We start from the raw sequence: 25,706 nt of genomic DNA on the forward strand, positions 1-25,706 counted from the left end.
CCCGGCTTCCGATCTCAGCATCAAGCCGCGCTGCGCTTGAGATGGCGGCCTTCCTTGACCTCTTCGATGATCTTGGCGCTGAAGGCTTCCAGATCTCCGGGATTGCGCGAAGTGATCACGCCCTGATCGACCACGACCTCCGCGTCCTGCCAATGCGCGCCGGCATTGGCAACGTCCGTCTTGATCGATTTGTAGGACGTCATCTTTCGCCCCTTGGCAATTCCGGTCTCGATCAGGAGCCACGGCGCATGACAGACCGCCGCAACGATCTTCTTGGCTTCAAAGATCTCCTTGATGAACCGCAGCGCCTTCGGCTCGAGCCGCAGCAGATCCGGATTGATCTGACCGCCCGGCAGCACGACGGCGTCGTAGTCCGAAGCAGACGCCTGGTCCAACGTCTTGTCGACCTTGACGGTCCGTCCCCAGTCCTTCTCATCCCAGCCCTTGATCTCGCCCGGCGCGAGCGAGATGATCTCGACGGTCGCGCCCGCCTGCTTGAGCCGATCGCGCGGCACTTCGAGCTCGGATTGCTCGAACCCGTTGGTTGCGAGGATCGCGATCTTCTTTCCCTTGATATCCATTGGACTCTCCTGGCCATTCGACACCGCCGGCAACCTCGCGCTGGTCTCCATGTTCCGCCTGGCAGGCCGGGCGGATCGTCACAACTGGTCGATCGAGTCAGCGCTCGCCTGGGTGGAACCAGCCTGCCTATGGCGCCGTTTGTTTGGACGTCCCTGCCTTGAATGGATGGGCGGCGTCGAGCGGCACGGCATCGCTGCATCGGCGGATCGCAATCTGGAGGCGCTCGTGCCCTACGCATTGTTTGAGAATGACGAACAGATGACCCGCCCGTTTCGCACCGAGCGCGAGGTCTGGGAGGCCGCGGAACAGGCCGATCTCATCACGCTCGGCACGCATGGCGAGAAAATCCTCGACAACAATTTCGAGATCAAATCATGCGAGGCCACACCGGAAGAGCTTACCGCCGCGCCGCCGGACATCGTATTGCCCGAAGCTCACACGCCCGATGCTGATCGAGGGAGCCGGACTACCGACCAATCTTTCTCCTCACCGGCCAAATTGAAGATGCGGACGTCCTCATGACCCGGCGCAGGTTGGCCTTTGCGGCTCAGGTGATCGTCGGCCATGTCGGTTCCAGGCCTGATCATCGGACTACGGACGAGCGGCGGATCACTCGGCCTTACCGCCAGCGTCTCATGCGCGCCGGGCGCCGCGCTGCTTGCGAGGCAGTCGGCTCGCTTCCTCCAGCTTGAGCCGCTCTCGCTGTTGCCGCAGCCGGTCAAGCGTCTCCAGCATGTGGTGCAAAAGCACTTCGGCGGCCGCCGTCGAGGCCCGAGCTCGCCGTAGCTGCACGATTTCACGGCGCTGCCGCCCGACCCGGAGACGCATACGGTCGATTTCGGCTCGAACCACACATAGATCGCGCATGAAGCACCCGAGCAAGAGTAGGATCGCGCAATAGAACAAAATAGGAACACTTTGCAAGCTTTCCCGTTGAAGCCGGGCAACAACGGGAGATCCCCATGGCCGAACAGCTGCAGAAAGATCCCGAGGACTGGGTGTCCGGAGCCGATCCGATGACGGATACCCAAGCTTCCTACTTGAGAACGCTCAGCGAGCAGGCTGGCCGATCCGATCCCACGCGAGCGGAGATGACGAAGGCTGAAGCGTTCGAACTGATTGATGAGATGAGACGCGCCGCAGGGTTGGATTGAACCGGCATATTCGACTCACCAGGACGATGGGTCGGCAGATCGGTATTCCAATGTTGGCGATGCCGGTCCGAAGCTGTCGCGAATCAGAAATCGGTCGTTTAGTCTCCGCGGCATTTCGCGGGAGTCCACCATGGTTGCGGACAGTGACAGCAAGGTTGCCTGGCATCGCGCCCAGCTCAAAAAGAATCGCGCGACCTTGAAACAGATCGAGACGGCGCGGTTCACGGTGGGCGAGAGCGCCGATGCGAAGGCGCTTGAACAGACCAAGCGGCAGGTTGCGGAACTCCAGGTCAAGATCCGCGAATCCGAGCACCTCATCGCTCAGCACGACAAGCAGACGCGACGCCCGCTGGCGACCGACCTGCGAAGCCTCTCGAATGTCGCTTGGCGCAACTGGACCGGCAATGGCCCGCGCTGAGGGCTCGCTGCCATTCAGTCCACGATCTTCTGATGCACGCCTCCAGGCTGTTGCATAACCGTAGACACATTCGACGGCTGTGATTTGCCAACCGTCGGCGCCCAGCGCTTCAGTCGCTCATCGCTCCTGCTGATTGCATCGAGGTCGATGCGTCCTTCCGCCAGAGCCTCCTTGGCGCAGGCGAGCGCGCGGTGGAACTGGGTGCCGTCATAGGCCACCAGCAACAGATCGGCGCCGCCGTTGAGAGCCTCCACGACAGCTTTGCAGAGATCGCGGCCGTAGATCGCCCCCATCACGATATCATCCGTCACGATCACGCCCGGATAGTTCCAGCGGCCGCGAATGAGTCCCTCGAGCACGGCTTTGGAATGTGAGGCAGGCCGCTCTGGATCGATCGCATCGACCGTCACGTGACCGACCATCATTGCCGCGTGCGAGCCCTGCAGCACCTGTCGGAACGGCCGCCAATCCGACCGTTCCAAGACATCTGCCGGCGTGCCGAGCTGTGCCGAGAAATGATGCGTATCGGCTGCGACGCGCCCCAGACCAGGGAAATGCTTGACGGCCGCGCGGACACCGCTTGCTTCCAGGCCACGGACGTAACCGAGCGCAATGTCGCCAACCACCGCGGGATCGTTGGAGATCGCGCGGCGGCCGATCAAGGTGTGAAAGTCCAGTCGGTTGCGTGTCCAGCTCGGGCGAAGGTCGACGACCGGAGCCAAATTGAAGGTGATGCCGGCAGCCGCGAGAGCCTCACCCTGGGCGCGCCCCATCGCGAACGCATCCTGCGCGCGCCGCGAGGCCGGCAGATCGGCCAGCGTTGCGAGGCCGGGCATGTTCGGCAGGGTCGGAGACAGGTGTGCGACGGCGCCTCCCTCCTGATCCGCCGCAACCAGCAGAGGCGGCAGCCCGGCACTCCGGCGCGCGTCCTGCAATCGCGCCATCTCGGCGCGCAGCTGAGGCTCGGTCCGGCCGCGGATGTTGTGGTGTGTCACATAGACGCCCGCGATCAACCCCTGCCGGGCCAACGCGGCTGCGTCATCGACGGCCGTGTAACCGACGATGAAATGCCGGCCGAGCAGATGCGCCACGTCGGGGGGCGTCCGGAACGTCTCGTACTTGCGCCAGGCAAACATGAACTGCGTCGACGTCAGCATGATCAGCGGAACGCACCATGCTACGACCAGAGCGCGTCCGGCGGGCCCCCGCCGCCACCGACCGCCGAGCATCAGCAGCAGCGGAACGGCAAGCCCGATGAGGAGCAGGGCTGCGTGGCCGCTGCCCCGCAGCCGAACCAGATAGGGCTCGTTGCTGTTCAGCGTGACGAAAATGAAGAGCAGAGCAAGGATCCAGAGAACCGCGGTCCTGATACGTCCGAGCATGTGTGCAGCCGATCATCCGAGGGGAAAGACGGCCATTGCCGTAACAATCACGTTTTCCCTGCGCCAGATGTGGAATCGCGTCTGCACGAAATCTGCAAACAAATCCTGAAATGCTGCAGATCCCCTCGTGAGCTGCTGCATGGGCAGGCGTCATGCTTGGCTCATCGGCTTGTGCCTCCCGGCCCGAACGATGACCCAAACCAAGGATTCTTCCATGACGACTCTCGCCGAGCCGACGGCTGCGCCCGTCGCGCCCGATTCGATGTGGCTCAAATTCGCCATCACTGCCGGTCTCGTCGGCCTCGCCGACACGCTGCTCTACAACGGCCGGCCGATCGGCCTGGCATTCCCGCTGTTTTTCGCCGCGCTCGCCGCAGCGAGCATTCTCGCCAATCTTGCCAAGACCGATCGAAACCGTCTGGTCGGAGCTGCAGTTCTCTTCGTTGCCGGCCTGGCTCCCGCCATCGAGGAGCTGAACCTGCTTTCTTTTCCTGTCCTGCTGCTCACGACGCTGTCGGCTATCACGCTGGCGACCAACCGATCCGCGCGCGGCTTCCGGCTTCCGCTGACCGCCGCGCGGCAGTTGCTCCTGATCGGGCCGTTTCGACTGATACCTGATGCGATCGTGACGCTGCGCGCGAACATGATCACGCGAACTCTCGTTGTCTGGAGCATTCCGCTGGCACTCGGCTGCGTGTTCTTGGCTCTGTTCGCAGCAGCCAATCCGGTCATTGAGCGGTGGTTCGCCGTCCTCAGTCCCGAGCGCGTCGCCTCCCAACTCACGATGGGGCACGCGATCTTCTGGCTCGTGACGTTGTCCATGGTCTGGCCATTCGTCAACCTTCGCTGGCGCGAGCGGACCACGACCTCGAGCCCGCCGATCGAAAGCGAGCCCGATCAGCCGTCAATCCTGACGACCGTGCTCGGCCCTGAAACCGTGATCCGGGCGCTGATCCTGTTCAACATCCTGTTTGCCCTCCAGACGGCGCTCGACGGCGCATATCTGTGGGGACATGCTGCGCTTCCGGACGGCATGACCTATGCGACCTATGCGCACCGAGGCGCCTACCCCTTGATCGTCACGGCGCTGCTCGCGGCTGCCTTCGTCATCGTCGCCGTCCGCTCCGAGACCACGGCAAACGAGTCGCGACTGGTCCGGCCGCTGGTCTATCTCTGGGTGGCTCAGAACGTGATGCTGGTCGTGTCCTCGATTCAACGGCTTCACATGTATATCGAGACTTATGCTCTGACCTATTGGCGAATCGCGGCCCTGATATGGATGATCCTGGTCGCGATCGGCCTGATCCTCATCGTGCTCAGGATCGCTCTCGACAAGTCCAACGCATGGCTCATCCGTATGAACCTGCTGGTGCTCTCGGCGACCATCTACGGCTGTGCGCTGATCAATTTCGACCGGCCGATCGCAGACTTCAATGTCTCCCATAGTCGTGAGGCGGGACAGAGCGGCCCTCTCATCGACGGCTCCTATCTCGTCTGGCTCGGACCCGAGGCACTGCCGGCCATCGAGCGGGCGATGCTGTTGCGACCGACGGACCGAGGGCTGGCCAGCGACCGTGATCGGCTCCTTGAGCAACAGGAAAGCAGCATGGCGTCCTGGCGATCCTGGAGTTTTCGCGGCTGGCGCCTGCAGCGCTATCTCGATACACATCCTGTGTCGCAGAAACCAAGCTGATGCCTCGCCGCGGAGTAGAGCTCGTGTCTCCCCGAATCCTCATCGTCGACGATGACCCGCATATCCGCGAAGTCCTGCGCGTGGCCTTGAGCAAGGCCGGCATGGCGGTGAGGGAAGCCGCCGACGGCCGCGCTGCGCTGACCAGGGTCACCGAAGACCGTCCGGACCTGATCGTGCTCGACGTCGGCATGCCGGAGTTCGACGGCCTCGAGGTCTGCCGGCGCATTCGCCGGACCTCGCAAGTGCCGATCCTGTTCCTGTCGGCCCGCGACGAGGAGATCGACCGCATTCTCGGGCTCGAGATCGGCGGCGACGACTACGTGACAAAGCCGTTCAGTCCGCGCGAGCTGGTTGCCCGCGTCAACGTCATTCTCCGCCGGGTCGCGAACGGCGGAGGTGATCGCTCGGCCGAGCCGGAGAAGCTCGTCCATGGCCGGCTCCGGCTCGACCCGCAGCAGCACCTGGCCCGTTTCGATGACATGCCGCTGACGCTCACCGCGCTGGAGTTCAGCATCCTGCGCACGCTGATGACGCGTCCTGCGGTCGTGTTCAGCCGCGAGCAGATCATGGCCGCCGCCTATCAGCTCAACATTCAGGTCTCCGACCGAACGATCGACAGCCACATCCGCAACATCAGAGCGAAGCTCGCAGCCGCGCATTGCGAGGACGCGATCGAGACGGTCCATGGCGTGGGCTTCCGGCTCGGCCGCTGCGGCACCCCATGATCGCGCCCAAGCCCAAGGCAAAATGGCGGCCGTCGCTGGGACAGATCGTCTTTGGCGTGCTGGCGCTGGTCGGCACCTTGCCGCTCGTCGGGCTGTTCTTCTTTCGCATCTATGACAACCAGCTGATCCGCCAGACACAGGCGGAGCTGATCGCGCAGAGCCGTGTCCTCGCGGCGGTCTTTGCCGAGGAGGTTTCCGCGCGCCTTGCCGCTGGCCTTCCGCTCGGCGCCGAGATCCCGCCCGAGTCGCGTCCGGATGCGTCCGACGAGGTGACGCCCATTCGCCCCCTGCTCGATCTCCTGGCCAACGATCTGTTCGTCCGCCGCCCCGACGCCCGCGACGCGGCCCATCCTGCGGATCCGGCCTACGTCGCGATCGGCGCGCGGCTCCTGCCGATCGTCAGGGAGACGCAGAAGGTCACCTTGGCCGGGTTTCGCGTGCTCGATCCTCAAGGGGTCGTGATCGCCGGCCGCGACGAAATGGGCAAATCACTCGCTCATATCGACGAGGTGGCCGCCGCCCTGAAGGGACGCTACAGCGCCGCGCTCCGCATTCGCATTCCGGACAAGGCCCCGCCACCGATCTATTCGATCAGCCGCGGCGTCGGCGTCCATGTGTTCTCGGCCATGCCCGTGATCGTCGATGATCACGTCGCCGGGGTCATCTATACCTCGCGCACGCCCCGCAACATCTTCGAGCATCTCTATCAGGAGCGCGGCAAGTTCATCGCCGCCGGCTCCACCATTGTCCTCATGACGCTGCTGGTCGGCCTCATCGTGGCGCGGACGATCACACGGCCGATGCGCGAGCTGGTCGATCGCGCCGGCAGGATCGGACGCAACGATCCCGCCGGTTTCCGTCCGCTCGCCCATTACGGCACCCGCGACTTCGCGGAGCTCGCCGAGCACTTCTTCGCCATGGCCGAGCAACTGGCGCAACGCTCCAACTACATCAGGAGCTTTTCCGCGCATCTGACGCACGAACTCAAGTCGCCGCTGACCTCAATCAAGGGCGCAGCCGAGCTGCTGCTCGACTCTCTGGCCAGCCCTTCCGAGACCTTGACACGCGCCGAGCAGGAGAAATTCCTCACCAACATCCTTGGCGACGCCGACCGCCTCGCAGCGCTGGCCCAGCGCTTGCGCGAGCTGGCACGGGCGGAGACGGTCTCGACGGTCGAGGCCGGTACCATAGCCGAGGCCGTCGGCACGCTGCGAGTGCGTTTCCCGTCGACCGTCATCGAGACGACCGGCCCGGTCGAGCGCCGCACCACGCTCCCGAACGAGACCGTGCTGATCGTGCTCACGCATCTCGTCGACAACGCCGTCCGGCATGGCGCCCGGCGCATCCGCCTCGAGGCCGAGGAGAGCAAGGAGATGCTGATCGTCATCGCCAGCAATGACGGCGATCCGATCTCACCGGAGAACCGCGACCGCATCTTCGATGCCTTCTTCACGACCCGGCGCGACAGCGGCGGTACCGGTATGGGGCTATCGATCGTGCGCGCCATCATGGCAAGCCATGGCGGCGAGATCTCTCTGCGGCCGGGCGACAACGGTGTTGCGTTCGAGCTGCGGCTGCCGATCGAAGGTATCCCCTGACGTCGATCTGAGATAGCGCGATCTATTGGCGCCACGTCAAAGTTGCCTCCGGCCGCTCCGTGACAGCCGGCAATCCCCACCTCATTCAGGTCCTTGCCGGCGAGGACCTTCTCCCATTCGTTCGTATACGAGCAATCTATGCCACGGTGCCGCCGGCTGCATGGGGCGCCCGAGAATGCCGCACATCTGCATCGCAATTCGCAAATGACTTGGACCCGCGATCCGCGTTAGTCTTCGCCGCGATTGCACCATCGGCCAGCGTCCCGCTTGGCCTTCGGGAGACCTTGATGAATTCGAGCCGTTTCGAGATCAGCCGCCGGACCGCCCTCCTGACCTCCGCTGCCATCGCCGCGAATGTGGTCAATCCACTCCGCGCCTTCGCCGAGGAGACGCCGCGCAAGGGTGGCGTGTTCAACGTTCACTACGGCGCCGAGCAACGCCAGCTCAACCCAAGCCTCCAGGCTTCAACCGGCGTCTACATCATCGGCGGCAAGATCCAGGAGAACCTCGTCGACCTCGATGCCAACGGCCAGCCGGTCGGCGTACTTGCCGAGAGCTGGGAGGCGACGCCGGACGGCAAGACCGTCACTTTCAAGCTGCGCAAGGGCATCACCTGGCATGACGGCAAGCCGTTCACGTCGGAGGACGTTGCCTTCACCGCGATGAACATGTGGAAGAAGATCCTGAACTACGGATCGACCCTGCAGTTGTTCCTGACTGCGGTTGACACGCCGGATCCGCAAACCGCGATCTTCCGCTACGAGCGGCCGATGCCGCTCAACCTGCTGCTGCGCGCCCTGCCCGATCTCGGCTACGTCTCGGCCAAGCACATCTACGAGAGCGGCGACATCAGGCAGAACCCCGCGAACCTCGCCCCCATTGGCACTGGTCCGTTCAAATTCGTGAAGTACGAACGCGGCCAGTATATCATCGCCGAGCGCAATGCCGACTACTGGCGGCCGAACGCGCCCTATCTCGACCGCATCGTGTGGAAGGTGATCACTGACCGTGCGGCTGCGGCGGCGCAAATGGAGGCAGGCGAGCTGCACTACAGCCCGTTCTCGGGCCTGACCATCTCCGACATGGCGCGGCTCGGCAAGGATAAGCGCTTCATCGTCTCGACCAAAGGCAATGAGGGCAACGCGCGCACCAATACGCTCGAGTTCAACGTCCGCCGCAAGGAGCTGGCGGACGTGAAGGTCCGCCGCGCCATCGCGCATGCGATTAACGTTCCCTTCTTCATCGAGAACTTCCTCGGCGATTTCGCCAAGCTGGGCACCGGTCCGATCCCGTCGACCTCGACCGACTTCTACCCCGGCGCTAATACGCCGCAATATCCCTACGACAAGGCCAAGGCGGCGGCGCTCCTGGACGAGGCCGGCTACAAGCCCGGCGCCGGCGGCACCCGCTTCTCGCTGCGGCTGCTGCCCGCGCCATGGGGCGAGGACATCTCGCTGTGGTCGACCTTCCTCCAGCAATCGCTGGGCGAGGTCGGCATCGCGATCGAGATCGTACGCAACGACGGCGGCGGCTTCCTCAAGCAGGTCTATGACGAGCACGCCTTCGACCTCGCGACCGGCTGGCACCAGTATCGCAACGATCCGGCCGTCTCCACCACGGTCTGGTACCGCTCCGGCCAGCCCAAGGGCGCGCCGTGGACCAATCAGTGGGGTTGGGACGATGCCAAGATCGACAAGATCATCGATGATGCGGCGACCGAGGTCGATCCGGCCAAGCGCAAGGCGCTCTATGCCGACTTCGTGCGCGAGGCCAATTCCGAGCTGCCGGTGTGGATGCCGATCGAGCAGATCTTCGTCACCGTGATCACGGCAAAGGCGCGCAACCACTCGAACACGCCGCGCTGGGGATCGTCGAGCTGGCACGATCTGTGGCTTTCCGCCTGAGCCGGAATCCGTCAGGATAAGGCCATGCGCATCTTGAGCCTTGCGGGGCGGCGGCTCGCCGCCTCGATCCCAACCCTGTTCCTGATCCTGATCGGCGTCTTTCTCCTGCTGCAGCTCGCGCCGGGCGATACGGTCGACGCGATGATGGCCCAGATGGGCGGCGGCGACGCGGCGACTGCCCGCGAGCTGCGCCGCTTCTATGGGTTGGATCTGTCGGTCCCGATGCAGCTCGCCAATTACCTGTGGCGGCTGGTGCGCCTCGATCTCGGGTTCTCCGCGATCTACGGCAAGCCAGTCGCCGCCGTGATCCTGGAGCGGCTGCCGACGACCCTGCTGCTGATGACCTCCGCTCTCTCCTTTGCGTTCTTCTTCGGCCTCGTGTTCGGCGTGATCGCGGCGCGCGGCGTCAATCGCTGGCCGGATACGCTGATCTCGACGGTCGGCCTGATCTTCTACGCCACGCCCTCGTTCTGGTTCGGCCTGATGGCCATCGTGGTGTTCTCGATCTATCTGCAATGGCTGCCCGCGGGCGGCTTCGAGGACATCGGCGCCGTCAGCACCGGGATCTGGCGCGTGCTCGACATTGCGAGCCATCTGGTGCTGCCGTCGCTGACGCTCGGCCTGATCTTCCTGGCCATCTATCTGCGCATCATGCGCGCATCCATGCTCGAGGTCCTGAACCTCGATTTCGTCCGCACCGCGCGTGCCAAGGGCCTCGACGAAACCCGCATCATCACCCGCCACGTGTTGCGCAACGCGCTGCTGCCAATGGTGACGCTGATCGGACTCCAGGCCGGAACGATGCTCGGCGGCTCGGTCGTGGTGGAGACCGTATTCTCGCTGCCCGGCCTTGGGCGCCTCACCTATGAATCGGTGGTCCAGCGCGATCTCAACACGCTGCTCGGAATCGTCTTCGTCTCCGCGCTGCTGGTGATCCTGGTCAACTTCGTCACCGACCTGCTCTACGCGCGGCTCGATCCGCGCATCACGGCGGAGGGCTGAACATGGACGCCGCGAAGCGCTACTTCCGCAGTCCGGCTGCGGTGCTGGGCCTGATCCTGCTGCTGATCGTCGTAGGCATGGCGATCAGCGCCGGCTATCTGTATCCGCGCGATCCGCTCGCCCTCGCCGGCCGGCCGCTGATCTGGCCGTTCGCCAATCCACGTTTTCTGCTCGGCACCGACAATTCCGGCCGCGATATCGCCGCCCAGATCTTTCACGGCGCCCGCATCTCGCTCCTGATCGGCGGCGTCGCCACGTTCATTGCCGTGGCGATCGGAATCATGGTCGGCGCGCTCGCCGGCTACTACGGCGGGTGGGTCGACAACATCCTGATGCGCATCACCGAGGCCTTCCAGACACTGCCGAATTTCGTGCTGCTGCTGGTGCTGGTCGCGGTGTTCGGCTCGACCTTGACGACGGTCACGATCGCCGTCGGCATCGTCTCATGGCCGGCGCCGGCGCGGTTGACGCGGGCTGAGTTCCTCTCGCTGCGCAGCCGCGAATTCGTCCAGGCCGGCCGCACCCTCGGCATGCGCGACACCCAGCTGATGCTGGGCGAGATCCTGCCCAACGCGCTGCCGCCGGTGATCGTCTATGCCGGCGTCGTGATGGCGGTTGCGATCCTCCTGGAAAGCGCGCTTGCCTTCCTGCGGCTGTCCGACGCCAACGTCGCCTCCTGGGGCAACCTGATCGGCCTGGGACGCGACGTGCTGCGCGTGCAGTGGTACGTGTCGGCGATCCCCGGCGTTGCCATCCTCATCACCGTGCTTGCGGTGTCGCTGGTCGGCCAGGGCCTCAACGATGCACTGAACCCGCGGCTGAAGCAGCGATGAGTCCAGCCAAGCCCGTTTTGACCGTCGATCGCCTCAGCGTACGTCTGCCGAAAGGCGCCGACCGCATGCATGCGATCTCGGAGGTCTCGCTTGCGATCGCCGAAAACGAGATCGTCTGCATCGTCGGCGAGTCCGGCTCCGGCAAGTCGATGATGGCCAACACGATCATGCGGCTGCTGCCGGACGGCGTGACCACCGACGGCGGCCGCATCCTGTTCGCCGGCCACGACCTCTGCACCGCCACGGCGGCCGAGATGCGCCGCATCCGCGGCGCCGAAATCGCGATGGTGTTCCAGGAGCCGATGACCGCGCTCAATCCATTGCGCACGATCGGCGACCAGATCGGCGAGGTCCTGGACATCCATACCGATCTGTCGAAGGTCGAGATCAAATCGCGCGTGCTGTCGCTGCTGTCGGACGTCAACATTCCCGATCCGCCGCGCGCGGCGAAGGCCTATCCGCACGAGTTGTCCGGCGGACAACGCCAGCGCGCGATGATCGCCATGGCCTTGGCGCTCGATCCGAAGCTGCTGATCGCCGACGAGCCGACGACGGCGCTCGACGTCACGACGCAGGCCCAGATCCTCAAGCTCATCCGCGAGCTGCAGCAGAGGCGCAAGACTGCGGTGCTGTTCATCACGCATGACTTCGGGGTCGTCGCCGAGATCGCCGACCGCGTCGTCGTGATGCAACATGGCAGCGTCGTCGAACAGGGCGCGGCGGCGGATGTCCTGCAACGGCCGCAGCATGACTACACCAGGCAACTGATCGCCGCGGTGCCGCCGGTAGCAGCGCCCCCGGCACGCAAGCTGTCGGACCGGATGATCCTCACCATCTCCGGTGTCTCGAAGACATATCGCACCGGCGGCTTCCTCGGCCGCGGCGAGCGCGTCACCCATGCGGTCAGGGACGTCTCGCTCGCGCTGCCAAAGGGCGCAACGCTCGGCATCGTCGGCGAGTCGGGCTCCGGCAAATCCACCCTCGCCCGCTGCATCATTCGCCTGATCGATCCCGACGCAGGAACGATCCTGCTCGACGGTGAGGACTGGGCGCGCCTCTCCCGCAGCGAGGTCAGAAACCGGACCCAGCAGATGCAGATGGTGTTTCAGGACCCGTTCGCCTCGCTGAACCCGCGGCGCAAGGCGGTCGATCTGGTGGCGCAGGGACCGATCGTGCACGGCACCTCGCGAGACCAGGCGCTGACGGAGGCGCGCGAGCTGTTCAGCCTAGTCGGGCTCGACCCGTCGGCCGCCGATCGCTTCCCGCATGAGTTCTCCGGAGGTCAGCGTCAGCGCATCGGGCTGGCGCGCGCGCTGGCACTGAAGCCCAAGGTGTTGGTCGCGGACGAACCGGTGTCCGCGCTCGACGTCTCCGTTCAGGCACAGGTGTTGAAGCTGCTGACCAGCCTGCGCGAGCGCCTCGACCTGTCGATCATCTTCATCACGCACGACCTGCGCGTCGCAGCCCAGATCTGCGATCTGGTCGCGGTCATGAAGGACGGCGTCGTCGTCGAGCATGGACCCACGCACGACGTGTTCGGCAACCCGCAGCATCCGTATACGCAGGCTCTGCTCGAGGCCATTCCCGGCGGCGACTTCGCCCGGACCGAACATCCCACGTCTTAGCCGATCTCACGCGCGTCGCGATATCGGTACAAGAGCAGCATCAGCGGCGCGAACGGACGCAGCAGGGCGTGCGCGGGAATGGTGACCGGCTCCGTGAACGGCAGCGCCAGCTCGTTCGCCGACACGCCGCGCACCGCTTTCGCAAGCTCCGCACCGAGGGGGATCGTGAGCGCGACCGCGCGGCCGTTGCAGCCGGTCCAGCCATAGGCATCAGGACCGAGGCGATGAATCCGCGGCATGTAGTCCGTGGTCATGCCGACATAGCCGTTCCAGACATAGTCGAACCTGACCTCGCCGATCTGCGGCCACAGGCGCTGCAGGCGTTCGGCGACCCTCGCCTTCAGCCGCTCGGCCTTATTGCCGGGGCCGATCACGGCGCCGCCGGTGACCAGTCGGTTGCGGGCGTCGTAACGCGCAAAATAGAGTTCGCCATGGGTATCGGACATCGCCTGCCGCGCCGGGATGACGGTCTTCCGCACATTGTCGGACAGCGGCTGCGTCGCCATCTGCCACGACAGCACGGGCATCACCTCGTGCGCGATATCCGGTGCGAGCGCCTTGGAGAACTCGCCGCTATAGGCATTGCTCGCCAGCACCAGCGCGCGCGCCGACAACTCCCCTCGTGCGGTGCGCACGATCCAGCGATCCCCCCGCCGGGCGAAATCGATCACCGGCGAGCGCGCATAGATCCGGCCGCCCAGGCTCAGCACCGTCCGCGCCAAGCCACGCGCCAGCGCGAGCGGATTGATGTGGCCGCCGGTCTTGTTCCAGAAGCCGCCATGCCAGGCGTCCGAGCCGAGCATGTCTCGCGCCTGATCGCGCGACAGCAGCTCGACCGGCGCGCCGAACTTCGACCACTGCTTGAACCTGCGCTCGGCGATCTTGATGCGGCCGGGCGTATGCACCGGCTGGACCCAGCCGGCCTGTTCATGCTCGGCGTCGATGTTGTACCGTCTCACGGTATCGAACAGATTGGACGCGCTGTCGCGTAACATCGCCACGAAGCGCTCGCCCGCGGCGCCATGACGCGCGACGAGGTCGTCCGGATCGGGACGTGACAGCGTCGGAATGACCTGACCGTTGTTCCGGCCGGATGCGCCCCAGCCGGGCTCCATCGCCTCGACGATGGCGACGTCCGTCCCAGCTTCGCGCAGATGCAGCGCCGTCGACAGCCCCGTGAAGCCGCCGCCGATGATGACCACGTCGGCCTGCACACTGCCCTGAAGCTCGGACAGGTCGGGTCCAGCCGGGGTCTGCGCCGCCCAAAGGGATGGCGGCCATTGAACGGAATCTGTGGTGGTGCTCATCGCGGACAGCTCATCCTTGCTGGTCGACCGCCCTGCCGGAGATCGATCTTGCCTTGCGCCCAGCGCCCCGCAGCGCCGGTTGCGGCGCATGGGTCGATTGGGCATAGTTCGGCCACCAATATGCCAAGTTCGCTGCAAGGAGACAAACGCGTGGCCCTCAAGAATGTCATCGGTATCGATCACGCGGTCGTCGTGGTGAAGGATCTCGACGCCGCGGCGGAGACCTGGAAGCGGCTGGGTTTTACGCTGTCTCCGCGCGGCACGCACAGTGCCAAGATGGGATCCGGCAACTACACCATCATGCTCGATCCTGACTACATCGAGTTGCTCGGCATCCTCGCCGAGACCGATCACAACGTTCCAACCCGCAATTTCCTTGCCCAGCGCGGCGAAGGCATCGAGCGCATCGCCTTCACGGCGATCGATTCCGCGGCCGGCGCCGAGGAAATCCGCGCGAAAGGTTTTGAGCCGATTGGTCCCATCGACTTCGAGCGTCCGGTGCCCCTGCCCGACGGCAGCATCTCGGCAGCGAAATTCCGCGTGTTTCAATGGCCCGTCGCGGAGGCTCCGGGCGGCCTGCGCATCTTCGCCTGCCAGCACAAGACGCGCGAAACGGTGTGGATCCCGGAACTGATGCGCCATGCCAACGCCGCCAAGCAACTGAAGCAGGCGCTGATCGTGACGCCGGATCCGGCCAAGGACGCGGCTCACCTGTCGCGCCTGATCGATCGCGACGGCCGGGACGAAGCCGACGGCGCCGTGACCGTCACCTCGGGCGGTGACCGCGCCGATTTCGTATTCCTGACCAGGGACCAGCTCGCAGCGCGCTATCCGGGTGTGTCGCTTGCCGGCCTGCCGGAGCGAGGCGGCGCAGGCCTGGTGCTGGCCTCACACGATCTGACCGCCACCGAAAAGGCTCTGGGCGCGGCAGCGGTGCGCAGTGGCGCGAGCCTGATCGTTCCGCCCGCGTCGGCCACCGGCACTCTGCTCGCTTTCATGGCCGGCTGAGCGCCGGACTGCGGCCGCGCGCGTCGCGGCCGCAACGATCTCATTCCGCCGGCTGGAACATGGCCGGCCGGCCTCGCTGGCTGTCGAGCCACCCGACCAGCCGATCCATGAGTCCGCCGCTCGACTCGGAGGGCTGCGCCGACGAGACGAACGGATCGCAATGACACTTCGCTCCGGCCGCGCGCGACATCTTCGCGACCGCCTCCGTCATAGCCGGCGCGCCGCAGGTGTAGACGACGTCGTTCGGCGTGAGCTCCGGCATGTGTTCGGTCGGCCGGCCGCTGCGAATCGCCGGCGAGACGTTCTGCGGCTCCGACACGATCGGGATGATCTTCACGTTCGGGAAGCGCGCCAAGCGGCACAGCGCCTGATGCATGTAGAACGACTGCAAGGTGCGTGACACGACGATGAAGACGATCTCGCGCTTCGGATTCTCCGTGATGGCGGCGACCGCGATCGCCCACATCGGCGCGAAGCCGGTGCCGCTCGCCACCAGGATGATCCGGCCGCGATGCTTCTGACGGAAGAACGCGGTGCCGAGCGGCGCCGTCAGCTTGACGCGATGGCCGACCTGGATGTCACGGCCGAGCGCCGAGGACACCAAGCCATCCTTCAGGATGCGGATGTGCAGATACAGCAGATGGCTATCGGGTGCGCCGACCATCGGATAGGTCGGGCTGTAGCAGCGTGTCGGAAAACCGCGGTACTGGACCTTGGCGTATTGTCCAGGGAAGAATCGCAGCGGCTTCGGCATCTCGAGGGTGACACCGACGACGTCGGGCGCGAGCCGCACGAGATCGCCCACCTCGCAGTTCATCGTCACCGTATCCGGCACGGGCTCCGTGATGATCTTGAGGTCGGACACGACACGCGCCTGGCACGCATGCGCCATGTCGCCTTCCATGCCGCCGAACAGCTTGCCGTCGATGACCGTCACTTTACAGGAACCGCAGATTCCGCTGCGGCAGTCATGGGGCAGATCCACGCCACTGTTGATGGCGCCGTCGAGCAGGATATCGCCCACATTCGCGTAGAACGTTTCCCTGTTGTACTGGATCTTGCAAATCTTACCCATTACTGCACCTCAAGTCGCATCGGCCGGATCTGCCTGGTATGTCTGATCTGGGTATGGTCGAACGCTGCGACACGCATGAACACGCCATTCTTGATCGGAACGTCGTACTTGCTTTTCGTGTCCATTTTGCGGGCAATTTCGAGCGTCCAGTGGCCCGCGGCCCAACGCGCAGCGCAACGGATGTCCGCGCGATCACCGGTGAACTCGCCGCTGACGAGAACACCGGGCACCACGGTCCCGATCGGCGTCTGGGCATCCGCCTCGGCCGAATAGGGCACCGATTCGGCCTCTGTCATGAACCAGCGCGCGCCTTCACTCTCGCCGATGTTGGGATCGAGATTGATCTCGCCCATCGCCGCGGTCATCGCGGCGACGTCCTTCGGCAGGCGCTTCGGTCTCACGCCCCGATTTCCCAGTCTTGCGGCCTCCCTGTCGATCACGAAATTGTCCGAATAGTTCGCGGTCCCCGGATCCGGTGCGAACCCGCCCTTGTAGGGCGTGAGTCCCTTGACCTGATCCGGTGTCGGCTCCGCAGGCGGACCGAAATGATCATCGTCCATCCATCCGGTCGGGCCGCCGCTCGTCGCCTTCCACAGCCAGGCGTCGGCATAGAGATTCGGCGCCGGCGTGTAGTGGATGCCGCGACCCGACAGCGTCGGCGGCTTGTCCGGCATCGGCTGCGAGCTCATGTGAAACGTTCGGTCCGCGGCCAAGGTGATCGGCAGCGTCGTGAACAACAGCGAGAACTTGTCCTCGTTGAAATCGTTCTCGTCGCCCTTGTCGAATCCATTCTGCAGGAGATGCCAGCCATCCGCCTTCTTGATCAGCGGCAGCTGCTTCAACGATCGCGTCGGATCCTCCCAGATGACGAGGAAGTAGACCCACGTGCCGTCATGCGCCGCCTTGATCCAGACGCGCGATTCGCCGGTACCGTCGAAATTGTCGCCCTGGTTGGTCGTCACCATGTGCGGCTGGATGTTGCGCCAGACACGATCCGACGAATCGCCGTCAAGCGTCGGCGCATCCGATGTCGCGATTCGATACACCGTGACGGTGTCCTCGGCGTAGTAGTCGGCGGCGAACATCGCCGAACCGATCACGATGGCTGCGGCGATCGCGACCATGAACGGGTTGGATTGGAAGCTCGGATTGCGGCGGCGGGAATTGCCCTTGGCAGGTGTCGGCGGCGGACGCATGCGGCCCGGCGGCACACGCGGCTCGGACCGGGCCCGCATCGGCTCCTCCATGCGCCGCGGCGCCGGCATCGGCTCACGTGCTGCAGGCCGCGCAGCTGGCGCCGGCCTCCTCGGAGGCGCCTCCGCTTCCTCCAGCTTTTCCGACTGCTCGACCAGCATCGTGAGGAGTTCGACGGGATCGAGCTTTGGCGGCGGCGGCGGCAAGGGCGCCGGCCGGAACACGCGATAGAGCTGCATCTTTCCGCCGATGCTGAAGTGAACCAGGACGTGCAGCACCACGAAGGCCGGGATCACCCAGGTCGCGTACCAGTGGATCATCATGGTGACGTAGCCGGAGGCTACGCCGAAGAAGAGCATGCCTCCGGTGACGATCAGGATCGCCATGGAGATGAAAAGCACCCAATGCAGCATCACGCTGATCGAGCCCAGCCGCGCCGGCCGGCGGCCGAGCAAGCCCTTGAAGCGCATCTTGTCGATGGTGACGCGACGGCCGAGCCCTGACTTCGAGATATAGATCATGTAGGCGACGGCGACGCTCGCGAGCACGACCCCAGCCGGCATGTGCCAGGTCCAGGTCCGGTGCCGGGGCAGCAGCCAGTCGAGATTGTTGGCGATCCATGCGTGTCCAGGCGCTTCGGTCGCCATGCGAAGCCCCGTCAGGAACGCGATCACCGTGGCCCCAACCAGGGTCCAGTGCAGGATGATCGTTCCATAGTCGGTCTTGCGGATCTTCATGCGTGCGCCTCCAGAGCTGCGCGCACGCGATCGGCGCGATTCACCGCCGACCTGGCGACCGTATTTCGTCTCAGCGGACCGATCCGGCGCAGGATGATCAAGTATTCAACCCTGCGGGCCGCCCCTCGACCCGAATCCATTCCCGCATCACGCGTCTCGATGGTGATGTCGTCCAGCAACTTTGTCGTCCCCCGGATACGCTTTACTAAGTGAGCAACTTCGTCCGACTTCGGCGTTACGGCGCCGTTCTGCACCCAATCGTTGCCCCGCTACGCTTGAGCGTGATCGGTTGGATCACGCCTATGGTTGATCAGCTGCCGTGGCCCGAGCCGGTGACGAGTTGCTCGGATCGCACGCGGACTGATCTGCTTCGTCCTCCCTGGAGTTGATGTTGATCTCGTGCGCCCGATGCTTGGCGGGTCACCGGTTCCACAGCGGCCGCACGTTCGATGATAGAACACATCGTCGGTCGCCATGCCCGGCTGAGCTGATTGCACGTCTTGGATTGGTGCGCGGAGCCGCATGTCCTTGTGTTGCCGCCGCCATCATGATCGTTCTCCGCACCATCATCGAATACCGCATGATCGAGATGACAACGCCTGTGCGTTGCACCGCAGGAAGATTTATTCGGCTTCGTGGCGTCATTCGGCCCGGACCGCGACCAATGAGTACGGAACCAAGGTGATAGACGGACGAATGTGTGACACGCGTCGCGTGCCGATGGCTGCTATCACGCTGCAACTATCGACGATCGCGGACGGATTTCGCACGGACCCGATCGCGCTGAACGATGCCACACTTTTTCAGAGCCGCCCCGGCGCATCGCGCCTCGTGCCGGTCGTTTACCCGCGACGCTGCGACGGAATTGCCCACTTGTCCAATTGTTGCCGGAAAATCGTCGGTATCGACTGTCAATAGCGCGGAGTGAAGCACTGTGTTTGGGAGACGCGCCTGGATGAGTCTGGCTCAAGACCGCCCGAGAACGAAAGCCGCGGCTGCCCTCAACGACCTTCTCTCGGGAAGCGACGATCCGGTGACGCGCGGGTTGCGCCAGGCTGTCAAACGCATGGCCGGCATCGGCGTGTTCAGCGGCGTCATCAACATCCTGATGCTCTCGGGCTCGGTTTATATGATGCAGGTCAATGATCGCGTCGTTCCGAGCAAGAATCTCGCCACGCTCGTCGGCCTGTCGGTGATGATTCTAGCCGTCTATCTGATTCAGGGTTATTTCGACGCGTTGCGCACCCGCATGCTGTGCCGGGTGGCGACCGTGTTCGACGCGAGCTTGCAGGACGCGATTCATCACGCTCTGGCCACCCTGCCCCTGCGCGGCACCAAGCCGATGCTGATGCAGCAGCCGCTGCGCGATCTCGACCAGCTGCGCGCCTTTATGTCGAGCATGGGACCAACCGCCTTTCTCGACATGCCATGGATACCGATCTTCCTGATCGGCATGTTTCTGTTTCATCCGCTGATCGGCATCACGGCCGTCATCGGCACGGCCGGAATCATCTCGATGACGCTGGTGACCGACCGGTTGTCGCGTCAGGCGAGTAAATCCGCCAGCGATACGAGCGCCGCGCGGCAGGTTCTCGCCGACGCCACCCAGCGCAATGCCGAGGTGATTCGCGCGCTCGGAATGCTGGATCGCTTCTCGGCACGCTGGAACGCCGTCAACGAGCGCTATCTGAAGGACAACATTCGCGCGAGCGATGTCTACGCCAATCTCGGAGCCGCCGCGAAAGTGCTGCGCTTCATCCTGCAATCGGGCATGCTCGGCATCGGCGCGGCGCTCGTCGTCTCCGAGCAGGCCTCCGGCGGCGTGATGATGGCCTCGTCGATCCTGATGGGCCGCGCGCTCGCCCCGATCGAGATCGCACTTGGCAGCTGGAAACAGCTGGTCGCCGCGCGCCAGGGCATCGCGCGTCTGCGCGATATCTGCAAGGCCACCGCCAGGCCGGAAGCGCCGCCGGTCGCGTTGCCCCGCCCGTTCCGCGAGCTGACCGTACAGGAGCTGACGGTCACCGCGCCGGGCACCGATCGGCCGATTGTTCAAAACGTGTCGTTCTCGATCAAGGCAGGCACGGGTCTGGCACTGCTCGGCGCGAGTGCATCCGGCAAGACCTCGCTCTCGAAGGCGCTGGTCGGCATCTGGCCTGCACAGCATGGATCCGTCCGCCTCGACGGCGCAGCGCTCGACCAATGGAGCAACGAGGATCTCGGCCGCCACATCGGCTACCTGCCGCAGGACGTTGCCCTGTTCGACGGCAGCATCGCCGACAACATCTGCCGCTTCGACGAGAATGCGAGCTCGGATGCGATTCTGAAGGCGGCGCAGATCGCCGGCGTGCACGACATCATCCTGCGGCTGCCGGAAGGCTATTCGACGCGAATCGGCCAAGGCGGCATGTCGCTGTCGGCCGGTCAGCGGCAGCGCGTGGGTCTGGCCCGCGCGGTGTATGGCGATCCCTTTCTCATCGTCCTCGACGAGCCGAATGCCAATCTGGACACCGACGGCGAGAACGCGCTCAGCCGCGCCATTCAGATCATGCGGCAGCAGAACCAGAGCATCGTGATCGTGATTTCGCACCGTCCCAGCGCGCTGAATGCGCTCAACATGGCGCTGGTGCTGTACGAGGGCAAGGCGATCGCATTCGGTCCCTGCCAGGAGATATTTGCCCGCGTCGCCGGAGCCAACAAGGCCGCGGGACCCGCCGTCACGCATGCCCCCGCTCCGCCCAGGGTTGCTGCTCCCGCAGCGGCGCCAAATCCGAACGCCCGCTCGCTTCGTCGCGCCGCCCCAGCAGAAAGCGCTTGATCAATGAAACACATCAACGACTTCAGGCCGTTCGACGACGACGATTATGTGCGACCGAAGACTCGCGCGGTCGGTCCGCAGGGCGATGCATTGATCCTCGAGCTGCAGCGGCTGCAGGGCGCATTCGACGACGGCTCCGACGAGGACCCGCGGCAGCGCCACGGCACACGGGACGGCGGCAAGAAGCGACGGCGTCCGCCACCGTCGCCAGGCAGGCCAAAGCCGCGTTCGAAGAAGAAGGGCAGCACCATGGGCCGCGCCCTCGGTGCGTCGCTGTCGCTGTTCGGTCTCGGCGCCCAGGCGCCCCGGACACGCCGGGGTGAAGGCATCCGCGAGATGGACTGGCAGCAGCCCGCACCGATGCGCGGCAACGAGCCGGAGCTGTCGCCGCCGCCGCGCCATCCGCCCGCGCGCATGGCGGGCAGCAATTCGGCGCCCCTGCTCGACCTGCAGGATGCACGACGCGACGGCAATTTCGGCGTCGGCGCGCCGCGCGCGGTCGGGCAGCAGAACCTCCCCGCCCGTCTGGCGCATGCGCCTGCCGTTCCGCAAACCCGTGTCGGCCGCCTGGTCGGCACCGCCGGCACGGCCTTGACCACCGGCATGACCTTCATTGCGACGCAAGGAACGGCGGCCGATCTCGACGACGGCTCGGACGAATCGCTGGTGCCGCGCGTCAGCCGCATGTTCGAGAACGAGTTGCGTCTCGGCTTGCGGGTGCTGCTTGTCGCCGGCGTTCTCGGCGGCGGCTGGCTGACCCTCGTGCCGCTCGCCGGCGCGATCGTGGTCCCCGGCAATCTCGTGGTGCAATCCAACGTGAAGGCCATTCAGCATCCGACCGGCGGCATTGTCGCGGAAATCAAGGTCGACAACGGCAAGCGCGTCGCGGCGGGCGATCTGCTCGTGCGGCTCGACGCTACGCAGAGCCAGGCCCAGCTCCAGGCGATCACCAAGCAATTGAACGAGCAGCGCGCCAAGATTGCGCGGCTCTCGGCCGAGCGTGACGGTCTCGATCAGCCGGACTATCCGTCCACTCTGACCTCACGTCAGGACGATCCGAACGTCCGCACCGTGATCGCGTCGGAGAACGCGCTGTTCAAGGCCCGTGCCACGACCCGCAAGAGCCAAAAAGAGCTGCTGCAGGGCCGCATCGTCCAGCTGAACAACGAAATCAGCGGCATGGAGTCTCAGCTCGAATCCAAGAACAAGCAGATCGAGCTGATCAAGGGCGAGTTGGCCGGCGTGCAGGAGCTCTATGACAAGCGGCTCGTTCCGCTGACGCGACTGACCACGCTGCAGCGGGAAGCCGCTCGGATCGACGGTGAACGCGGCCAGCTGGTGTCCAGCGTGGCGGAGACGAGGTCCAAGATCAGCGAAGCCGAGCTCCAGACCGTCAAGATCGATCAGGATTTCCGCAGTGAGGTGGTCAAGGACCTCAGCGAGTCCCAGGCCAAGGAAGGCGATCTGGTCGAGAAGGGCGTCGCCGCGCGCGACCAGCTCGATCGCATCGAGATGCGCGCGCCGAACTCCGGCACCATCCACCAGCTCGCGATCCACACCATCGGCGGCGTCATCAAGCCGGGTGAGACCGTCATGGAGCTGGTCCCCGATTCGGACGAACTGCAGGTCGAAGGGCACGTCCAGCCCAAGGATATCGATCACGTTCACACCGGGCAGGATGCGATGGTCCACTTCAACGCCTTCAACCAGCGCACCACGCCGAAATTGAGCGGCCAGGTCTCGTTCGTGTCGCCTGATATCACCAATGACCCACGAACCGGCTCCACCTTCTACACGGTCAGGATCACGCTGTCCGACGAGGAGCGCAAGCGGCTCGGCAACGTCAACCTGATGCCCGGCATGCAGGCCGAAGTCTACGTTCAAACCGGCAGCCGGACGATGCTCAGCTATCTGATGAAGCCGGTTCTAGATCAGTGGCGCCGCGCCTTCGTGGAGTAACAAGACCGAACGGCCGCGGTCGGCGTCATCGCTCACGAATGAACGCAGATCGCGTCAGCACCTCGACATGAACGTTGCAAATTTTCCCCGCACCTCAGACCCGGCGATGGTGCCGGCAAGTGCGTTACCGTCCGCCCAGCCCGGCGCCCGCAACGAGGCGTCTGATCACGCACGCAAGCCGCGACTGCCGCCGCCAGCGGCCGTGCCGACCCAGGAGGGTCCCCAGGGGCTGCGCTTCGACTTCAACGACGGCTGTCGTGTCATGCTGCCCGACACCGGACACGCCTGGCACGTCCGATTGAGCGATCTCGAGACCGCCAACGTCCTGTTCGACATCGACCTGCGTTCTGGGCACGTCAACAGCAGCAAACGCTACTTTGTCCCGTTCAGGCTCGAAGTGTGGTCAGGGCCCGAGCTGCTGCTGTGCCACGACTATGACGCCACCGACCGCGACGTCCTGATCCAATTCCCGGTCGGCACGATCGGCGACATCATCGGCTGGATGAGCTATGCAGTGAAGTTCAAGGACCTGCATCGGTGCCGCCTGAGCTGTGCGATGGGCGAGCCGCTGATCCCGCTGTTCCGCGACGCCTACCCTGACATCGCATTCCTCAGCCACGAGACGGTCCAGCCGGAGCGATACTACGCAACCTACTCGGTCGGGCTGTTCTTCGACGATGCCGAGCTGGTCCATCAGCCCTGTGATTTCCGGCAGGTCGGCCTGCATCGGACCGCAGCTCACATTCTCGGCGTGGATCCGGCCGAGCGTCCACCTCGCGTCGCGTTGAGCGAAGACAGCCGTCCCATCGAGGACCCCTATGTCTGCATCGCCATGCAGGCAACGACCGCGTGCAAGCACTGGAACAATCCCGAGGGCTGGCAGAGCATCGTGGCCTTCCTCCGCGCGACCGGCTATCGCGTGATCTGCATCGATCAGACCGCGGAGCGCAGCCACGGCGCCTACCGGACGCAAATTCCCGCCGCAGCCGAGGATCAGACCGGCGACCGGCCGCTGCCCGAGCGTGCCCGCTGGCTCAAGCATGCCGCATTCTTCATCGGCCTTTCCTCGGGGTTGTCATGGCTGGCCTGGGCGGTCGGCACTCCGGTCGTGCTGATCAGCGGCTTCACCCACCCGACCAACGAGTTTGCGACCCCCTATCGGGTCATCAACCATCACGCCTGCAACAGTTGCTGGAATGATGCCAGTCATCGCTTCGACCATGAGGACTTTCTGTGGTGCCCGCGATGGCAGGGCACGTCCCGACAGTTCGAATGCACGCGCCTGATCACGGCCGCGCAGGTCGAGGGCATGTTGCGCCGAATTCCCGGATTCGGACAGGGATTGTATCCGCAACCGCGCACCTCTCAGCAGCAGGCGGCGCCTGCGTCCTTTGATCGGCATCGAACCTCGAGGGCAGAGTCTGCGCCGGAATCCGTCGAGAGCGACGAACCGGTCGCGCTCGCAGCACTGCTGGCGCGACCGTGCGGCGACGTTGCCCGCGGGGGCCTTGCAGTCGGCGTCACGGTCGCCGCCGGCAGGCTGCTGGATCAGGCTGCCGCCGGCATCGCGGAAGGCGATCGCGCAGCCACCGCGAGCGATCTCATGGGCGCGCTGCAGAACTACAAGCAGAGCATCGCCATCGTCAGGTACCTGACCGCAGCCAATCCGGACGACGCCGGGTTTCAACGCAACCTCTCGGTCGCCTTGAACCGCATTGGCGCCGTGTTGTTCGTTCAGCGAAACCTCGAGGCTGCGCATGCCGCCTATTCCGCCAGCCTCGCCATCATCCGGAAGCTGACCGCAGCTCACCGCGGCAATCTCAGCTTTGAGCGCGACCTCGCGTGGTGCCACGCTCTGCTGGCGGACGTGCTCGCCGCCCAGGGCCGCCATGCCGAAGCCTTCGAGCAGCGTCGCGCCAATACCGCGCTGATCACCCACCTCGCCAACACGGTCGCCAACGATCCGTCGCTGCAGCAGGCGCTTGCAAATTCCTACCAGAGTCTGGGCGATGCCTTCATTCCACTCGGCAACATCGACGGCGCGCTCGCCGTCTACCGGATCAGCCTGGGCCTGACCAAGCAAGGGCTGGACGCGAACGGGCAGAATGACCCGGCCTGGAATCAGCTCTACACCACACTGCTGCAGAAGATCAGGACTGCGCTCCTGGCACAGCGTCAGGCCGCGCCGCCGTCCTGAACGGCGCACGGCGAGGTCGGCCGATACGCCCAGGCGCGTTCGCCTCTCACTCCCCCGGACAGACGATCCATCGTGGCGTTTTTCCAGCAATCGCGCTGCGACAATGCCGCGCGCCCTCGTCGCTGGGCAGCCTTAAGCGCATCAGACCAACCCTGCGTCTGATCTCTGGAGACCGGCCACTCACCGGCGAGATGCAGGCAGCATCTTGACGACAACATGCAATTCGCGCCCGATCGCCGCACTCCGCATTTGCTGCTTGCCGCCAGAAATCAATCACTTGGCACGCGATCGCGGCGCATCTGTCACAGATCCGCGATGTCCCGAGAACAACATATTTGCGGACTCCCCCACGCCTTTTTTGGCCCGATTGCTCCGAACATATAGCGAGGTGCGACAAAGTAGCGCGCGTCAGAAAAGCGCGCGACACAGCGGCGCACGGGCGTGAGGCGCGGCGCAGCACGTCCGACGCAGGGCCGATGCGCTTCCGCATCGTCC

General features: G+C 64.8%; 20 protein-coding genes. 14 read left to right on the plus strand and 6 right to left on the minus strand.

All coding sequences use genetic code 11. From position 1 onward, the window contains the following. Nucleotides 1-20: 20 nt before the first annotated feature. Nucleotides 21-581: a type 1 glutamine amidotransferase domain-containing protein gene (locus tag ACQR03_RS07040; protein WP_315711823.1), complete on the minus strand. Its 561-nt coding sequence runs from the start codon at nt 579-581 to the stop codon at nt 21-23. Between ACQR03_RS07040 and ACQR03_RS07045 the strand changes: the two genes are divergently transcribed. The 3 genes from ACQR03_RS07045 (at nt 571) to ACQR03_RS07055 (ending at nt 2,154) form a co-directional block, all read left to right on the plus strand. Further along, nucleotides 571-1,104: a hypothetical protein gene (locus ACQR03_RS07045; RefSeq protein WP_434841144.1), complete on the plus strand. Its 534-nt coding sequence runs from the start codon at nt 571-573 to the stop codon at nt 1,102-1,104. The genes ACQR03_RS07040 and ACQR03_RS07045 overlap by 11 nt on opposite strands. 440 nt (nt 1,105-1,544) lie before the next feature. Continuing rightward, a complete protein-coding gene (locus ACQR03_RS07050) occupies nt 1,545-1,736 on the plus strand; it encodes a DUF3072 domain-containing protein (RefSeq protein WP_316175373.1) in 192 nt (63 codons plus the stop codon). 130 nt (nt 1,737-1,866) lie between these two features. After that, complete coding sequence (locus ACQR03_RS07055; protein WP_315711818.1) at nt 1,867-2,154, plus strand: hypothetical protein; 288 nt, start codon at nt 1,867-1,869, stop codon at nt 2,152-2,154. A gap of 14 nt (nt 2,155-2,168) precedes the next feature. Here the strand turns inward: ACQR03_RS07055 and ACQR03_RS07060 are convergent, their stop codons facing one another. Then, nucleotides 2,169-3,536: a glycoside hydrolase family 3 N-terminal domain-containing protein gene (locus ACQR03_RS07060; protein ID WP_316170200.1), complete on the minus strand. Its 1,368-nt coding sequence runs from the start codon at nt 3,534-3,536 to the stop codon at nt 2,169-2,171. A 214-nt stretch (nt 3,537-3,750) separates the two neighbouring features. On the opposite strand from ACQR03_RS07060, the gene ACQR03_RS07065 reads away from it, so the two are divergent. From ACQR03_RS07065 to ACQR03_RS07095, 7 genes are all read left to right on the plus strand, one after another. Next, the gene (locus ACQR03_RS07065) at nt 3,751-5,229 is read left to right on the plus strand and encodes a DUF4153 domain-containing protein (RefSeq protein ID WP_316202370.1); all 1,479 of its coding nucleotides are present in this window, start codon (nt 3,751-3,753) and stop codon (nt 5,227-5,229) included. Nucleotides 5,230-5,252: 23 nt separating this feature from the next. Continuing rightward, nucleotides 5,253-5,954, plus strand: coding sequence for a response regulator transcription factor (locus tag ACQR03_RS07070; protein WP_316202371.1), 702 nt, complete (start codon nt 5,253-5,255; stop codon nt 5,952-5,954). After that, nucleotides 5,951-7,552, plus strand: coding sequence for a sensor histidine kinase (locus ACQR03_RS07075; protein ID WP_316202372.1), 1,602 nt, complete (start codon nt 5,951-5,953; stop codon nt 7,550-7,552). The genes ACQR03_RS07070 and ACQR03_RS07075 overlap by 4 nt, the downstream gene beginning before the upstream one ends. A 287-nt stretch (nt 7,553-7,839) precedes the next feature. Beyond that, on the plus strand, nt 7,840-9,456 hold the full coding sequence (locus ACQR03_RS07080) for an ABC transporter substrate-binding protein (protein WP_434841145.1): 1,617 nt from the start codon (nt 7,840-7,842) through the stop codon (nt 9,454-9,456). A gap of 24 nt (nt 9,457-9,480) precedes the next feature. Beyond that, entirely contained in the window at nt 9,481-10,458 is a 978-nt protein-coding gene (locus tag ACQR03_RS07085) for an ABC transporter permease (RefSeq protein ID WP_434841146.1), read from the plus strand. A 2-nt stretch (nt 10,459-10,460) separates the two neighbouring features. After that, complete coding sequence (locus tag ACQR03_RS07090; protein ID WP_315711810.1) at nt 10,461-11,291, plus strand: ABC transporter permease; 831 nt, start codon at nt 10,461-10,463, stop codon at nt 11,289-11,291. Further along, nucleotides 11,288-12,916, plus strand: a complete 1,629-nt coding sequence (locus ACQR03_RS07095) for an ABC transporter ATP-binding protein (RefSeq protein ID WP_316202375.1) — start codon at nt 11,288-11,290, stop codon at nt 12,914-12,916. The genes ACQR03_RS07090 and ACQR03_RS07095 overlap by 4 nt, the downstream gene beginning before the upstream one ends. Here the strand turns inward: ACQR03_RS07095 and ACQR03_RS07100 are convergent. Beyond that, nucleotides 12,913-14,223 (minus strand): NAD(P)/FAD-dependent oxidoreductase, encoded by a 1,311-nt coding sequence (locus ACQR03_RS07100; protein ID WP_315827560.1) that lies wholly within the window; start codon nt 14,221-14,223, stop codon nt 12,913-12,915. The genes ACQR03_RS07095 and ACQR03_RS07100 overlap by 4 nt on opposite strands. 150 nt (nt 14,224-14,373) lie before the next feature. Here ACQR03_RS07100 and ACQR03_RS07105 point away from each other — a divergent pair, with 150 nt between their 5' ends. After that, on the plus strand, nt 14,374-15,231 hold the full coding sequence (locus ACQR03_RS07105; RefSeq protein WP_315711806.1) for a VOC family protein: 858 nt from the start codon (nt 14,374-14,376) through the stop codon (nt 15,229-15,231). A 40-nt stretch (nt 15,232-15,271) separates the two neighbouring features. Here ACQR03_RS07105 and ACQR03_RS07110 read toward each other — a convergent pair whose 3' ends face one another. Genes ACQR03_RS07110 through ACQR03_RS07120 form a run of 3 tightly spaced genes read right to left on the minus strand, consistent with a single transcriptional unit; the run spans nt 15,272 to nt 18,416 of the window. Continuing rightward, nucleotides 15,272-16,306 (minus strand): 2Fe-2S iron-sulfur cluster-binding protein, encoded by a 1,035-nt coding sequence (locus ACQR03_RS07110; RefSeq protein ID WP_315711805.1) that lies wholly within the window; start codon nt 16,304-16,306, stop codon nt 15,272-15,274. Next, nucleotides 16,306-18,237, minus strand: coding sequence for an ethylbenzene dehydrogenase-related protein (locus ACQR03_RS07115; RefSeq protein ID WP_316165358.1), 1,932 nt, complete (start codon nt 18,235-18,237; stop codon nt 16,306-16,308). Before ACQR03_RS07115 ends, ACQR03_RS07110 begins: the two co-directional genes overlap by 1 nt. After that, entirely contained in the window at nt 18,234-18,416 is a 183-nt protein-coding gene (locus tag ACQR03_RS07120) for a hypothetical protein (protein ID WP_315711801.1), read from the minus strand. The genes ACQR03_RS07115 and ACQR03_RS07120 overlap by 4 nt, the downstream gene beginning before the upstream one ends. A gap of 776 nt (nt 18,417-19,192) precedes the next feature. On the opposite strand from ACQR03_RS07120, the gene ACQR03_RS07125 reads away from it, so the two are divergent. The 3 genes from ACQR03_RS07125 (at nt 19,193) to ACQR03_RS07135 (ending at nt 25,211) form a co-directional block, all read left to right on the plus strand. Beyond that, the gene (locus ACQR03_RS07125) at nt 19,193-21,055 is read left to right on the plus strand and encodes a type I secretion system permease/ATPase (protein ID WP_315827558.1); all 1,863 of its coding nucleotides are present in this window, start codon (nt 19,193-19,195) and stop codon (nt 21,053-21,055) included. Nucleotides 21,056-21,058: 3 nt separating this feature from the next. Further along, a complete protein-coding gene (locus ACQR03_RS07130; protein ID WP_315711799.1) occupies nt 21,059-23,014 on the plus strand; it encodes an HlyD family type I secretion periplasmic adaptor subunit in 1,956 nt (651 codons plus the stop codon). A 67-nt stretch (nt 23,015-23,081) separates the two neighbouring features. Continuing rightward, on the plus strand, nt 23,082-25,211 hold the full coding sequence (locus ACQR03_RS07135) for an autotransporter strand-loop-strand O-heptosyltransferase (protein ID WP_434841147.1): 2,130 nt from the start codon (nt 23,082-23,084) through the stop codon (nt 25,209-25,211). The last annotated feature ends 495 nt before the right edge of the window (nt 25,212-25,706 follow it).

Source organism: Bradyrhizobium sp. HKCCYLS3070, assembly GCF_051167575.1.
In the GTDB taxonomy this organism is placed as follows: domain Bacteria; phylum Pseudomonadota; class Alphaproteobacteria; order Rhizobiales; family Xanthobacteraceae; genus Bradyrhizobium.